This window comes from Sphingomonas sp. FW306-05-A (assembly GCF_058782275.1).
In genome coordinates this window covers 178,228-191,664 of sequence record NZ_JBYSXN010000001.1, presented here as the reverse complement: position 1 = coordinate 191,664, position 13,437 = coordinate 178,228, and the positions used below count along the sequence as shown (strand labels likewise).

Annotated in this window: 12 protein-coding genes; 6 read left to right on the top strand and 6 right to left on the bottom strand. The window is 63.9% G+C overall.

The window, feature by feature from the left end; all coding sequences use genetic code 11:
* Nucleotides 1-5: 5 nt before the first annotated feature.
* On the top strand, nucleotides 6-968 hold the full coding sequence (locus AC3WJR_RS00970) for a glycosyltransferase family 8 protein (RefSeq protein WP_492721522.1): 963 nt from the start codon (nucleotides 6-8) through the stop codon (nucleotides 966-968).
* A gap of 90 nt (nucleotides 969-1,058) precedes the next feature.
* Here the strand turns inward: AC3WJR_RS00970 and AC3WJR_RS00965 are convergent, their stop codons facing one another.
* From AC3WJR_RS00965 to AC3WJR_RS00950, 4 genes are read right to left on the bottom strand one after another with little or no spacing between them, the layout of a single operon-like run.
* A complete protein-coding gene (locus AC3WJR_RS00965; RefSeq protein WP_492721521.1) occupies nucleotides 1,059-2,492 on the bottom strand; it encodes a sugar porter family MFS transporter in 1,434 nt (477 codons plus the stop codon).
* A 22-nt stretch (nucleotides 2,493-2,514) separates the two neighbouring features.
* Nucleotides 2,515-3,372 (bottom strand): SMP-30/gluconolactonase/LRE family protein, encoded by an 858-nt coding sequence (locus AC3WJR_RS00960; protein ID WP_492721518.1) that lies wholly within the window; start codon nucleotides 3,370-3,372, stop codon nucleotides 2,515-2,517.
* Between the two features lie 13 nt (nucleotides 3,373-3,385).
* On the bottom strand, nucleotides 3,386-4,138 hold the full coding sequence (gene xylB, locus AC3WJR_RS00955) for a D-xylose 1-dehydrogenase (RefSeq protein WP_492721516.1): 753 nt from the start codon (nucleotides 4,136-4,138) through the stop codon (nucleotides 3,386-3,388).
* Between the two features lie 5 nt (nucleotides 4,139-4,143).
* Complete coding sequence (locus tag AC3WJR_RS00950; RefSeq protein WP_492724089.1) at nucleotides 4,144-5,277, bottom strand: fumarylacetoacetate hydrolase family protein; 1,134 nt, start codon at nucleotides 5,275-5,277, stop codon at nucleotides 4,144-4,146.
* A 108-nt stretch (nucleotides 5,278-5,385) separates the two neighbouring features.
* Here AC3WJR_RS00950 and AC3WJR_RS00945 point away from each other — a divergent pair, with 108 nt between their 5' ends.
* Nucleotides 5,386-6,621, top strand: coding sequence for an SGNH/GDSL hydrolase family protein (locus AC3WJR_RS00945; RefSeq protein ID WP_492721514.1), 1,236 nt, complete (start codon nucleotides 5,386-5,388; stop codon nucleotides 6,619-6,621).
* Nucleotides 6,622-6,741: 120 nt separating this feature from the next.
* On the opposite strand, the gene AC3WJR_RS00940 is transcribed toward AC3WJR_RS00945, so the two are convergent.
* On the bottom strand, nucleotides 6,742-8,394 hold the full coding sequence (locus tag AC3WJR_RS00940) for a hypothetical protein (protein ID WP_492721511.1): 1,653 nt from the start codon (nucleotides 8,392-8,394) through the stop codon (nucleotides 6,742-6,744).
* A gap of 420 nt (nucleotides 8,395-8,814) precedes the next feature.
* Here AC3WJR_RS00940 and AC3WJR_RS00935 point away from each other — a divergent pair, with 420 nt between their 5' ends.
* The 3 genes from AC3WJR_RS00935 (at nucleotide 8,815) to AC3WJR_RS00925 (ending at nucleotide 12,092) form a co-directional block, all read left to right on the top strand.
* Nucleotides 8,815-9,267: a DUF2231 domain-containing protein gene (locus AC3WJR_RS00935; protein ID WP_492721509.1), complete on the top strand. Its 453-nt coding sequence runs from the start codon at nucleotides 8,815-8,817 to the stop codon at nucleotides 9,265-9,267.
* Nucleotides 9,264-10,595 (top strand): PQQ-dependent sugar dehydrogenase, encoded by a 1,332-nt coding sequence (locus AC3WJR_RS00930; RefSeq protein ID WP_492721507.1) that lies wholly within the window; start codon nucleotides 9,264-9,266, stop codon nucleotides 10,593-10,595. Before AC3WJR_RS00935 ends, AC3WJR_RS00930 begins: the two co-directional genes overlap by 4 nt.
* Before the next feature lie 225 nt (nucleotides 10,596-10,820).
* The gene (locus AC3WJR_RS00925) at nucleotides 10,821-12,092 is read left to right on the top strand and encodes a dipeptidase (RefSeq protein WP_492721504.1); all 1,272 of its coding nucleotides are present in this window, start codon (nucleotides 10,821-10,823) and stop codon (nucleotides 12,090-12,092) included.
* A gap of 93 nt (nucleotides 12,093-12,185) precedes the next feature.
* Here AC3WJR_RS00925 and AC3WJR_RS00920 read toward each other — a convergent pair whose 3' ends face one another.
* The gene (locus AC3WJR_RS00920) at nucleotides 12,186-12,737 is read right to left on the bottom strand and encodes a CHAP domain-containing protein (RefSeq protein WP_492721502.1); all 552 of its coding nucleotides are present in this window, start codon (nucleotides 12,735-12,737) and stop codon (nucleotides 12,186-12,188) included.
* A gap of 214 nt (nucleotides 12,738-12,951) precedes the next feature.
* On the opposite strand from AC3WJR_RS00920, the gene AC3WJR_RS00915 reads away from it, so the two are divergent.
* The gene (locus AC3WJR_RS00915; RefSeq protein ID WP_492721500.1) at nucleotides 12,952-13,398 is read left to right on the top strand and encodes a hypothetical protein; all 447 of its coding nucleotides are present in this window, start codon (nucleotides 12,952-12,954) and stop codon (nucleotides 13,396-13,398) included.
* Nucleotides 13,399-13,437 lie beyond the last annotated feature (39 nt).

The following is a 13,437-nucleotide window of genomic DNA, read 5'->3' as shown; positions in this document are numbered from 1 at the left end:
TTTTCGTGAGCGTCGCTATCGCAATGATTACCGACCAGAAGGGCTATGCGCTGGCGCGCTATGCATTGGCTTCGGTTCTTCTATCACAGACACATGACTATACGCCGTATCTCTTCGTCGACCGATGGGATGGCCCGACTGATGCGGACGGGCTCCTCCATCTGGGAAAGTCGGTTGGCAGGCCGATCGAGGTCGTGAAGTTCGATACGAATGTCTTCGGCCAGATGAACTTCAAGACGACATCCCATGTCTCGTTCTCAACATATCTCAAGTTCGACGCGCTGCGATATCTTCGAGAACGCCATGACCGGGCACTTTACGCCGATACGGACATGCTCTTTTACCACCCGCTCGATATTGCGGGCATCGATTTTCACGGTAACCCGATCGGTGCGGTATACGATTTGGGCGAATGCCTGCTCCACGACGTCCAAGGCGTCGAGGCCAAATGTTACAGCAGCGGATATGCCAGGGATTATTTCAATGCTGGCCTGATGTTGCTCGACTGCACGAATAACGAGTTCGAAGCATTGGGACCAATCTACGCGGCGCATTGCCAGACCCATCAGGCCGAGTGTCCGTATGACGAGTGCTGCGCCTTGGGCGACCAATGCGCGTTCAACATGACCTTTCAGAACCGTTGGACGCCCCTGCCGCTGACGTGGAACGTGCAGTCGATCACGCTGCAGACCGATCTGTGGGAGCAGGCGGCGATCCGGCATTATACCGGACCGCTCAAATTCCTTCCGCTGCGCGCGCGCCGCGCCGATCGGAAGGAACGACGCCTGCTGGCTACGCTCGCAACCGCGTTGGGGGACGATCGGCCCAAAATCTGGCCGGGCATGGGCGCGGTCTATTGGGCAAACGGTCTGCGGCGCGCACGCGCGCGGGCCGAGATGGTGCGGGTGACGCAGATAACCGAATACAACACCCGCACCAGGCGCGAGGCAATCGCAAACGCCGTGTGATCGAGCCTTCCCCAAGTGCCCGCTCCAATAAAAAGGGGCCGCATTCCCGATGGAATGCGGCCCCTTTTGCCGTCAACGATGGAAGGAAGCCTACCCCTCCATATCTTCCAATTCGCGTCCGCGCGTTTCGTTGATCATCGCCTTGACGAAGAAGAACGACAGCGCCGCAAAGATCGCATAGCCGGTGTAGGTGACCGCAAGCCCCGGCGACACGGCAAGCGCCGGGAAGCTGACCGAGATCGCGGCATTGGCGATCCACTGCGCGAAGCCTGCGACCGCAAGCCCAGATCCGCGGATCTGGTTGGGGAACATCTCGCCCAACATGACCCACATGATCGGGCCCCAGCTGAAGTTGAAGAACACGACGTAGAGGTTCGCCGCGACCAGTGCGATCACGCCGTTGTTGCCCGGCAGCGACACCGCGCCATCCGCGCCGGTGACCGCGGTCGAGAAGGCATAGGCGACCGTCGCCAGTGTCACCGTCATGCCCGCAGAACCGATCAGCAGCAGCGGCTTACGGCCGATGCGGTCGACGAAGGCGATCGTGAAGATGCACGCTCCGATCGAGAGGGCGCCGGACAGGATGTTGATCTGCAGCGCGTAATTCTCGGAGAAGCCGACGGCTTCCCACAGCGTCGCGCCATAATAGAAGACGACGTTGATGCCGACGAGCTGCTGGAAGATCGCAAGACCGATACCCGCCCACAGGATCGGACGGATCTTGCCGGTGCGCTTGTCGAGCAAGTCGGACAGGCGTGGCTTGTGGTGATCGGCCGCGAAGCTGGCACGGATTTCGGTGACCTTGCGATCCGCCTCTTCCTGGCCGAACAGGCGGGCGAGCACGGCGCGCGCGCGCTCGTCATGCCCCTTGGCCATCAGGTAGCGCGGGCTTTCCGGGATGATCAGCAGCGCGAAGAAATAGATCGCGGCGGGGATTGCCTGAAGCCAGAACATCCAGCGCCATGCCGGCTCGCCCAGCCACAGGATCGCGGTCGATCCGCCGGCGTAATGCGCGAGCACGTAATTGGCGACGAACGCACCGGTCAGGCCGGTGATGATCATCACCTGCTGGACGCTCGACAACCGCCCGCGGATCGCCGCGGGAGTGACTTCGGAAATGTAGACCGGCGAGATCACGCTCGCAGCGCCGACGCCGAGGCCGCCGATGATGCGCGCGATGATGAAGACGATCGACGATCCCGCCGCACCCGCCGCAAGCGCGCTGACGAGGAACAGCACGGCGGCAAGCATCATGACGCTGCGCCGTCCGATCCGGTCGGCGAGCCGCCCGGCGGTGAACGCGCCGATCGACGAGCCGACGAGGATCGCGCCGACGTTGATCCCGATCCCGAGCTTGCCGAGATCGAACGCCGCCTCGAGCCCCTTCTGCGTCCCGTTGATCACGCCCGAATCATAGCCGAACATGAAACCGCCGATCGTCGCCACCGCGACGATGGCGGCAATGAAGCCGAAATTGACCTTGCTCATATCCGGGCCCAGCCCGGGCAACGATGCCGTCGCCATCAGTTTTTCCCTCTTCCCAATTTTATAATTTTGCCGGCGTCACGGGCAGGCCCGCTACGCCGGGGTCGAATGCGAACAGATTACCCGCCTCTGGCTGCTCCGCGAGCGCCGCGGGGTCGAGCCCCTTGCTGGCGGTCGTCGCGTAGGCGGTGCGCAGATCGGGCCCGCCAAAGGCGATCTTGGTGATATTGGACACGGGAAAGCGCACTTCGCTGATCGTGATGCCCGCGGGATCATAGCGGCGCACGCGCCAGCCGCCCCACAGCCCGGTCCACAGGCAATTCTCGGAATCGATCACGCAGCCATCGGGATGCCCTGCACCGTCCTCGATCTCGATGTGCACCACCGGCGTACCGAGCGTGCCATCGTCGTTGATCGGCACGCGCCAGATGCGCTTGCCCAGCGTGTCGGTGTGATACAGCGTGGTTGCGTCCGCACTGACCGCGGGACCGTTGGTGATCGCGACGGGCGGGAGGCCGCTGTCCTGCGTGGTGCCGTCCGCGAGGCGATGGAGCCGCCCGGTCTCGCCCGCTTCATTGTCGTCCATCGTGCCGAACCAGATCCGCCCGCGCGAATCGGTCGTCGCGTCGTTGAGGCGGTTGTCGGGGTGATGCGGTTCGGGATCGTGGAACAGCGTGAACGTGCCGGTCGCGGGATCGAAGCGATGCAGCCCGGTCTTGACCCCGGCGATCATGTCGCCGCTTTCGGTCGGGAGTACCCAGCCGATCTGGTCGGGCGCGGTCCAGTGCTGCGCCTGCCCCGTCGCGGGGTCGAACCGGTACAGCCGGTGCGCCTTGATATCGACGAACCAGAGCGCATCCCCGATCCAGACGGGCCCTTCGCCCAGCGTTGCCCCGACTGCGAAAACCGACTGAACCATCGTCACCCTCTCCTCAGCGCCAGCCGGCATCGACGAAATAGTCGTGCCCCGTACACATGCGGGCATCGTCGGACGCGAGGAACAAGGCAAGCGCTGCCACGTCCGCTGGCTGGATCCGACCGTCGAGGCATTGCGCCGAGACGATCTCCGCTTCGCCCTCCGGCGTGTACCATTTTTCCTGGCGCGGCGTCTGGACGTTGCCGGGGACGATCGTCGTGACGCGGATATTGTCGCGCCCCAGATCGCGCGCGAGGCTGCGCGTCATGCCTTCGATTGCGGCCTTGGCGGTCTGGTAGAGGACGAGGTCGGGCAAGCCGAGATGCCAGCTGATCGACCCGAAGTTGACGATCGCGCCGCCGCCCGCCTGCCGCATGTACGGCACGACCGCTTGCGCCGCGAAGAAAAGATGCCGCAGATTCACCGCCATCCGGTCGTCCCAATAGTCGGGCGTGACTTCGGCGATGCTGTGGCGATCGTCGTTGGCGGCGTTGTTGATCAGGATGTCGATCCCGCCCAGCTGCTCGGCGACGGTGGCGATCGTCGCCTGAAGCGCGGCAATGTCGCGAAGGTCGCACGCGTGGAAGCGGGCGGGGGCGAACCGCTCGGCGACCGCGGCACCCGCTTCGTGGTTGACGTCGACGAAGGCGATGTGCGCGCCTTGCTCGGCAAAGGCCTCGACCAGACCCGCGCCGATCCCGGTGGCGCCCCCCGTGATCAGCACGCGCTTCCCCGCAAGACTCTGATATTGCGCGCGTATTTTCGGCATTGCCGTCACTTCTTGGTCTCCAGCAGGCCGCGTTGGGCCAGGTTGGTCATCAGCGCGCCGATCCCGGTCTGCCACGGCGCGGCATCGCGCGAGGTGACGACGCGGTTGACCAGACGCCCGAGCTTGGCGCTCTCGATCGAGACGATGTCGTTGATCTTGTGGGTAAATCCACGACCGGGATCGTCGCGATCCTGAACCGGCGCAAATAACGTGCCGAGGAACAACGCAAAACCGTCGGGATATTGATGCTCGCTCAGCGTCTGGCGCACCAGATCGAGCGGATCGCGGCTGATCTCCGCCATGTTGCTTGCGCCTTCAAGGACATAGCCATCCTCGCCTTCGATCCGCAGGGCGACTTGCGCGGTGCGGACGTCGTCGATCGTGAAGCTGTCGTCGAACAGGCGGACCAGCGGTCCGAGCGAGCAGGACGCGTTATTATCCTTCGCTTTGCCCAATAATAGAGCCGATCTGCCCTCGAAATCACGCAGGTTGACGTCGTTTCCAAGCATTGCGCCGACGGTTTTACCCCGATTGTCGACGAGTAAAGCAATCTCGGGCTCGGGATTGTTCCAGGTCGAATCCGAGCGAATCCCGATATCGGCATCCGCCCCCACCGTCGCCAGCACGGGCGCCTTGGTGAACACCTCGGCATCGGGGCCGATCGCGACTTCGAGATATTGCGACCACAGGCCGTCGTCGATCAGCGCCTGCTTGAGCGCCGCCGCCTCGGGCGTGCCGGGAACGACGCCACGGATCGAACCGCCGACGCGTGCCTCGAGCCGCTCGCGGATCGCACTCGCCGCGCCGGGATCACCGCGGCCGCGTTCCTCGATCACGCGTTCGAGCGCGGAGACCGCGAAGGTCACGCCGCACGCCTTGACGCATTGCAGGTCGACCGGGCTGAGGAGATCGACGGACTCCAGCGAGAAATCGGCGATCGGTGCGCCACCGGCACCGCTGAAATCGCCGCGGTCGATCAACGCCGCGACGGTCGGTGCGACCTGCGCCATGTCGAACGCCCGGCCCTTGACCACCAGGATCGGCGAGGGTCCCGCCTCGGTCAGCATCCTGCCGACGAAGGTTCCGTCCGCCCAATCCACTGGCAGTGCTGACGCTGTGTCGCCCCGTTCGCCCTTCATACCCGCTCCACTCGACATATTATTTTGATAGCGTTAACAACACCAGCGTCGACGCGCTGTCAAGGGCGGGACAGCCACAAGATAGTGGCGTGGAGAAGGAAACGGGACATGAAGAAGATCCGTCTGATTGGTCTGGCCTGTGCCACGCTCGCGCTGCTCGGCGCGAGCCCGCCGCCCGCGGAACGCTGGGTCGGCAGCTGGGCGACGTCGCAGCAGATTCCCGAACCACGCAATGCCCTCCCCGATGCCGCGCTGACCGATGCGACCCTACGCCAAATGGTTCGCCTGTCCACTGGTGGAAATCGGTTTCGTATATTGATGAGCAACGCGTTCGGCACCGAGCCGCTGCGGATCGACGCCGCGCATGTCGCGCGCGCTGCGGGGGGCGCTGCGGGTGGCGCCGGGGTGATGCCCGGCACCGATCGGGCGCTGACCTTCGACGGGGAAGCGGGCGTGACGATCCCGGCGGGCGCGAGCTATTGGTCGGACCCGGTCGCGCTGCCGGTCCCGGCGCTGTCGTCGATCGCGATCTCGCTCCACTTGCCCGCAGCACCCAAGGGGCAGACCAGCCACCCCGGATCGCGCGCCACCAGCTATGTCGTGCCGGGCAACCATGTCGGCGATGCGGCACTGCAGGGCGCGCAGAAGGTGGAGCATTGGTTCCAGATCGCAGGCGTCGCGGTTGCGGCGTCCCCCACGGCGCGCGCGGTCGTCACGCTGGGCGATTCGATCACCGACGGGCATGGCGCGACCACCGACGGCAATGATCGCTGGCCCGACCTGCTCGCCAACCGGCTCCAGGCGAACCCGGCGACCGCGACGGTCGGCGTGCTCAACCACGGGATCGGCGGCAACCGCGTGCTGTCGGACGGGCTCGGCCCCAACATGCTCGCGCGGTTCGACCGCGACGTGCTCGCGCAGCCGGGGGTGCGTTATCTGATCGTGCTCGAGGGGATCAACGATCTCGGCACGCTGACTCGCGAAGCGCCGGTGTCGGCAGCGGCGCATGCGGCGCTGGTCGCGCGGATGATCGGCGCGTATCGCCAGGTCATCGCGCGCGCGCATGCCGCGGGGATCAAGGTGTATGGCGCGACGATCCTGCCGGATGGGGGCTCCGGCTATTATCACCCCGACGCGCAGAACGAGGCCGACCGGGCGGCGGTCAATGCGTGGATCCGCGCGCCGGGGCATTTCGACGCGGTGATCGATTTCGACGCGCTTATGCGCGATCCTGGTGCGCCGACGCGGTTGCGGAAGGCGTATGATTCCGGGGACGGGTTGCATCCTTCGCCGGTGGGGTATCGGGCGATGGCTGGGGCGATTCCGTTGGGGCTGTTTCGGTAGGGGTGGGCACTTGCCCCCATTGCCCGGGATAGCAAGGAGCGGAACGAATGCTCTGGAAAGAAGGAGGGAAATTTAGCCATTCTTCCAGTCCGGGTTAGACGCCAGATTGCCGTGTCAGAACTAGAGTAATTCGACGATGCGGCATAACGATGCCTGCAACTGGCTGACAAGCGCTTTAAAGTGTACGGAAAGAGAGCCGTACTCACTCTTGGCCTGCTTGATTATTGCAGCCTTGTCGCTCACCGCCGCGTGACCTTTGACCTTAGAGCGCAAATAGTGAAGATGTCTAAGCGGCTCTATGATCGCCGCCACCTCGTCAGCATCGAGACCCTTGTTTGGGAGCAGTTCGGCTAGAAGCTTTAACGACTGCCACTGTTTGTCGACTGTCACGCCGGTCGCTCTCAGCTGCGCCCGCAGCGCCTTTGTTACAAAGCCTTCGGTTACGAGTTGGTCTAGAGCAAGGATGGCGTTCGACCATTCTTCTGGAGATGCGGTCAGAGGATAGTGCAGGATTGCCGCTAAGCCTTGATCTCTCGGATGCCACCAGTCCGGCGACCTTTTGTCTAACTTCGAGACCTCGTACTTGAGATCAAGCAGAGGGTCCGCCTGAGAGCTAAAGTCACCCTTGATATCTGTTTCAAATGCGCGCTGGGAGATTGGAGCTTTCGGCCATTCGTTGAAGGATTTCCAGTACAGTTGCTCCGTGTAAGGTATCTTCGCAAGATCGCAGAGATAGGCGTGAACCTGCCCCGCCTCGTTCACATCGTATGATTTCAGATACCATCCGCCCCGTGCAGAGATGGACCGATGTTCAAGGCGGTATTTCTCAGGGTCAGCCTTGTACTTATGTAGAACGTCCGGCCGAAAAAAAGCGGGCGTAACGTGATAAGGAAGGTCTGAGTCCTTTTCAAAATAGCTTGCCATCGCGGATGGCGCGCATGAGATTTCAGCAAGAACATTGTTCTTCCAGTCCTGAGCCTTAAATTTTACGTACTGCTTGTCGTCCCCGCGCCAGTTTTGGTTCGCCTCGGCAATGAGCATATCCTTCGTCAGCATAGGCCGAATGATCAAAATGCCATTTGCGTAGCTTCCATTGGCTTGAACACCGCCATGGTAAAACAGATCGTTGGCGCTAACATTTCTAAGATCCTGGTTATGAAAACCAAAAAAAGCACCCGGCTGATAACGGGTAAAATCAAACTTAATTAGCAATGCTGTTTCCGTAACGGCCATGTATCGATGGAGTTGTTCTGCATTGACTGTAACGAGCATGTCCTCGGCACTACCACTATGCATGGTAAGCTCACGTAGGCGGATAATCGGCTCAACGTCACCATCTGAATTCAGACGGCAAAATGCCTTTTCCTCATCCATCCAATACAGATCTAGCGCCTGGACAAACGGCTGAGAAATTTCTGTCCTTGTCGGACCCTTGTCCACACGATCAAATTTGCGCCGGAAGACAAGCTGCTCGCTGCCTTCTAGGGCCTTACACCCGAAGCTGTCTATTGGCGGCGAAAGATACATTTGGTCTGGTTCTCCGCCCCGCGAAACATGTTCGAGTGACCAATGACTACCGGGATCAATCATTACATGTTGGAGCTTGTCGCCATCCGGGGGATTAATGTTGGCTAGAGGTACCAGTATCGAATGGACAAGCGCTTGGCTGACATTCGTAAACAGAATTATTTCGTCAGAAAGCGTATGCTTGGTCAAATAGTCGACAGCCAAACAGGCACCCTGCAACCATGCCGCATCCGGGGTATCGGGCAACAGAGCCACATCTAGAAGATCTTGCAGTCTGAACATAATTACCCCCCGCTAAGCCTCTTTTTTTGGCGACAGAGTGGGTACAGCGAGACTCTGTCGCCTAACATACTGGCATCAAACCGTGATGACTGTGTGCTTCACTGTCAAATCCACTGCAAACTGCCAGTCGGCAAGCAACAAATCTAAGCCGAAGCTGGAAGCTTCGCGAATGTTAGGACCTTAGAAAGACTGGGATCGCCCTGAGTGTCTGGTGCTGAACGATAACTATCGGGTGGCTTACTGCGCGCGCTGATGAAGGCCCCAATTTGCCCGGACGGGCCGTGCAGTGACGTCCAACTGTCATCCAAACTCACAATATAGCAACACTCTGGAACACCCCCGCCCGCGGAACGTATCATCCGGGACTCCCGGGGATTGCAGACCATGCCGCCACACGACCTTCACGCGACCCAGACGGTGCCGCCCCCGCATCCGATCCACACGCTGCTCGCCGCGTTTCCGCTCGCCTTCTTCACCGCGGCGTTCCTGACCGACCTCACCTACGTCAACACCGCCGAGATGCAGTGGGCCAATTTCTCGGTGTGGCTCATCACCGGCGGGCTGATCATGGGCGGGTTTGCAGCGCTTGCCGGGATCGTCGATTTCGCGCGCAACCGCCGCGCGGTGCGGCGCGCGCCGCGGCCGTGGTTCCACAGCGTGCTCAACGTCGCGGTGCTCGGGCTCGCGCTGGTCAATGCCTTCGTCCACAGCCGCGATGCGTGGACGTCGGTGATGCCGACCGGGATCATCCTCTCGGGCATCGTCGCGGTGCTGGTGATCGTGTCGAGCTGGACCGGCACGACGGTCGCCCATCGCCTGTCCACTGGAGCCGCATGATGCGCACGATCCCGATGCTTCTCCTGGGTGCGACGACGCTCGCGCTGGCCGCGTGCGGCGGTGCGGGGGGTTCGACCGAACGGCAGCTCGGCGCCGATCCGCATCTGCCCGCGATCAACCAGTATCTCGTGCCCCCGATGCACGTCGCGCCGGTCGGGAGCTGGGCGGGGGCCGCGCCGACGGTCGCGCCGGGCCTGCAGGTGACCGCGCTCGCGACCGGGTTGCAGCATCCGCGCCAGCCCTATGTCCTCCCCAATGGCGACGTGCTGGTGGTGGAATCGAGTGGGCCGGGGACCGAGCCGGTCAAGCGGCCCAAGGAAATCATCATGGGCTGGGTGATGGGCTATGCGGGTGCGGGGGCCAAGGGCGGCAACCGCGTGACGCTGCTGCGCGACGCCAATGGCGACGGCACGCCTGAGCTGCGCAGCGTGCTGCTCGACCATCTGCATTCGCCGTTCGGGATCACGCTGGTGGGCGGGGATCTGTACGTCGCCAATACCGATGCGATCGTGCGCTATCCCTATGTCACCGGGCAGACGCGGATTACCGCGCCGGGGGTGAAGCTGACCGACCTGCCGGGCGGGCCGATCGACCATCACTGGACCAAGAGCCTCACCGCGAGCCCCGATGGGCGCAAGCTGTATGTCGGGGTGGGATCGAACAGCAACATCACCGAGAACGGGATCGAGGCGGAGAAGGGTCGCGCGGCGATCTGGGAAGTCGATCGGTCGAATGGCGCGTCGCGACTGTATGCGACGGGGTTGCGCAACCCCAACGGGCTGACCTTCAACCCGACCAGCGGGCAATTGTGGACGGTGGTGAACGAGCGCGACGAGATCGGGCCGGATCTGGTGCCGGACTATATGACGTCGGTGCAGGATGGCGCCTTCTATGGCTGGCCGTACAGTTACTGGGGGCAGCACGTCGACCCGCGCGTGATGCCGCAGCGGCCCGATCTGGTGAAGGCGGCGATCCGGCCCGATTATGGGCTGAGCTCGCATGTCGCGCCGTTGGGGATGGTGTTTGCGGGCGCGGGCTTGCCGGCTGCGTATTCGGGCGGCGCGTTCGTGGCCGAGCATGGGAGCTGGGATCGCGGCAATCTCAACGGGTATAAGGTGGTCTATATTCCGTTCGCTGGCGGCAAGCCCAATGGCAAGGCGCAGGATGTGGTGACCGGGTTCATCGGCCCGAACGGCAAGGCGCGCGGGCGGCCGGTCGGGCTGGCGGTGGATCCGCGCGGCGGTCTGCTGATCGCGGATGATCTGGGGAATACGGTGTGGCGGGTGAGCGCGAAGGGTGCGCCGGTGGCTACGGCTTCGTTGCGGTAGGGGTTGGGATGGTCTGATCGGTTGCGCGACCAACGGGCCGACCCACCCCCAACCCCTCCCTTCCAGGGAGGGGAGCCAGGCGGAGGCGCACTTCTCCCCTCCCTGGAAGGGAGGGGTCGGGGGTGGGTCGGTGTGGGGGGATCTCCACCGCATGCCTAAAGCACCATGCTTGCGACAAGCCGGGCGTCCGCTACCAAGGAGCTTTCCGGGGGAGGATCGCACCACATGTCGCGCCACATCTTGCTAGCCGCACTGCTCTGCGCGATCGCGACCCCCGCCGTGGCGGACAGCTATGACGACCGCGTCGCCAAGGTGCTGCGCGCCACCCCGCTGATCGACGGGCACAACGACTGGCCCGAGACGTTGCGCGACCGCGAGGGCGAGAAGCGCTGGACGATCGACCTTGCCGCGGGGCTCGACCGCGTCACGCCGCGCTACGACACCGATATCGCGCGGTTACGCAAGGGCGGCGTCGGCGGGCAATTCTGGTCGGTCTATGTCGATGCGGCGCTCCCCGGGCTCGAGCAGGTCAAGCAGACGCTCGAACAGATCGACCTCGTCCACCAGATCGTCGCGCGCTACCCCAAGGACTTTGCGATCGCGCGGACCGCGGCGGACGTGCGGCGCGCGCATGCCGCGGGCAGGATCGCGTCGCTGATCGGGGTCGAGGGCGGCGGGCAGATCGATGCGAGCCTGTCGGTGCTGCGCGCCTATCATGCGATGGGCGCGGGGTATCTGACGCTGACGCATGCGCGGACGATCGCCTGGGCGGATTCGGCGACCGACGATCCGCGCCACGGCGGGCTGACGCCGTTCGGCGAGGCGGTGGTGGGCGAACTCAACCGGCTGGGGATGCTGGTCGACCTGAGCCATGTCAGCGAGGACACGATGCGCGATGCGCTGCGCGTGACCCGGGCGCCGGTGATCTTCTCGCATTCGGGCGCGCGCAGCGTGAACGAACATCCGCGCAACGTGTCGGACGCGGTGCTGCGGCTGGTCGCGGCGAACGGCGGGGTGGTGATGGTCGACTTCGCGCCGGTCTATGTGTCGGACGCTTATCGCCGTTGGTCCGCCGACCGGTCGGCCGAGCAAGCGCGGATCAACGCGCCGCCGTTCGGGGGACTGTATATCGGGCAGCCCGATAAGGCGGCGGCGGCGATGCAGGCGTGGCTGGGGGCGCATCCGGCACCGCGCGTGACGCTTGCGCAGGTGGCGGACCATATCGTCCATGTCGCGAAGGTGGCGGGGGTCGATCACGTCGGGATCGGGTCGGACTTCGACGGGGTCGGGAGCGTGTTGCCCGAGGGGCTCGGCGATGTCTCGACCTACCCGGCGTTGCTGGCGGAATTGATGCGGCGCGGGTGGAGCGACCGCGATGTCGCGAAGCTTGCGGGCGGGAACGTGCTGCGCGTGATGGCGGCGGCGGAGCGGGTTTCGGCGGAGATGGCGGGGGCGTTGCCTGGGACTGCTACGATGCCAGAGCTACCGACCAAATAGGATTTCCCTCCCCCCGTTCGGGCTGAGCGACGTCGAAGCCTTGCTCGTGGGGCAAGGGCCCTTCGACTGCGCTCAGGGCGAACGGTGATAAGCTTAGAAACTGACCGTCGTCGTGTCGCTCAGCGCAGCGAGCACCATCGGGGCGCGCGTGCCCTGCTCGACCGCATCGTCGCCGGTGTCGTTGAGCGGTGCGTGGTCGGAATAGATGAAGCCCTTGGTCGGATAGGCCGAGGTGCCGAGGTCGCCTTGCGGACCGTACCAGACCTTGACCATGCTCCAGTCGCCGTTCGGCGAAACGTCGACCGCGCGGACGTCGCGCTCGACACCGCCGCGGCGCGACCAGTTGGCGTGGGTCAGCAGGACTTCACGGTCGTTGACGACTTCGCTGACCATCGCGACATGGCCAAGGCGCATCCGGCTGGTCGCGGAGAAAGCGAGCACCGCGCCGACCTTGGGGGCGTGGCCGCGTGCGTAATGTCCCGCTGCCTGCGACCACCAGGTGTTGGCGTTGCCGCGGATCTCGATCCCCGAAATCTGCCGTGCATAGGGGGCGCACTGCCAGAACTGCGCCATCGCGGGGGTCGCCATCGTCAGGGCACACGCCACCACCAGCGCAAAACGCGCTGTCAAAGTCTTCAAAGTCATGGAGCCCCCAAAGGTCTCGGAAGAGGTTCAACTCGTCGTTGAGCCTGTCAAAGCAGGTCTGCGCAGGCATGGAAACCCTTGCCCCAGGATGAACGGAACCTTTTCCGACGAAGCGAGTTGGCCGCGCGATGATTGCCGTTTTGCGCGTCGCCAGAGGCACCGTGATGCACGATCGCGCTCGCCAACGCAGTGTATCGGCGCTAGGAATCGGGGCATGAACCGAACCGCACTGGCGCTTTGCCTGCTCGTTACCGCCTGCTCCGGCGGCGGTGGGTTCGGTAGCGATGACAATCTGTACGACACCAACACCACCGCGCCGCAACCGGGGGTCTTACCGGTCCAGATCGGCGAAGGCGGCTCGGCGTTCCAAGCGTGCGCGGGGGTCGGCGAGGTCGTCAACCTGTCGCCAGCCGGAGAGGCATACCTCCCCTTGCGCGCCGCCCCGTTCGCGGAGGCCGACGAAGTTGCCCGGCTTGGCGAGGGGACGCGCGTGTTCCGCTGCACGCGCTCGCTCGACCAGCGCTGGCAGGGGATCGTCGTCGCCCCCGCCGATGCGACCGATTGCGGCGTTGCCGCCCCGATCGCGAGCGCCCGGCCTTATGCGGGGCCGTGCAAGTCGGGCTGGGCGCTGACGGGGTTTATCCGACCGATTGCGGGGTAGGATCCGTCCCCCCGGCCTCATTCCGGGGATCCACTGGGG

Coding starts and splice junctions, on each gene's coding strand:
- AC3WJR_RS00965 (WP_492721521.1), bottom strand. CDS start 2,492: ATGGCGACGGCATCGTTGCCCGGGCTGGGCCCGGATATGAGCAAGGTC.
- AC3WJR_RS00960 (WP_492721518.1), bottom strand. CDS start 3,372: ATGGTTCAGTCGGTTTTCGCAGTCGGGGCAACGCTGGGCGAAGGGCCC.
- xylB (WP_492721516.1), bottom strand. CDS start 4,138: ATGCCGAAAATACGCGCGCAATATCAGAGTCTTGCGGGGAAGCGCGTG.
- AC3WJR_RS00950 (WP_492724089.1), bottom strand. CDS start 5,277: ATGAAGGGCGAACGGGGCGACACAGCGTCAGCACTGCCAGTGGATTGG.
- AC3WJR_RS00945 (WP_492721514.1), top strand. CDS start 5,386: ATGAAGAAGATCCGTCTGATTGGTCTGGCCTGTGCCACGCTCGCGCTG.
- AC3WJR_RS00935 (WP_492721509.1), top strand. CDS start 8,815: ATGCCGCCACACGACCTTCACGCGACCCAGACGGTGCCGCCCCCGCAT.
- AC3WJR_RS00930 (WP_492721507.1), top strand. CDS start 9,264: ATGATGCGCACGATCCCGATGCTTCTCCTGGGTGCGACGACGCTCGCG.
- AC3WJR_RS00925 (WP_492721504.1), top strand. CDS start 10,821: ATGTCGCGCCACATCTTGCTAGCCGCACTGCTCTGCGCGATCGCGACC.
- AC3WJR_RS00920 (WP_492721502.1), bottom strand. CDS start 12,737: ATGACTTTGAAGACTTTGACAGCGCGTTTTGCGCTGGTGGTGGCGTGT.
- AC3WJR_RS00915 (WP_492721500.1), top strand. CDS start 12,952: ATGAACCGAACCGCACTGGCGCTTTGCCTGCTCGTTACCGCCTGCTCC.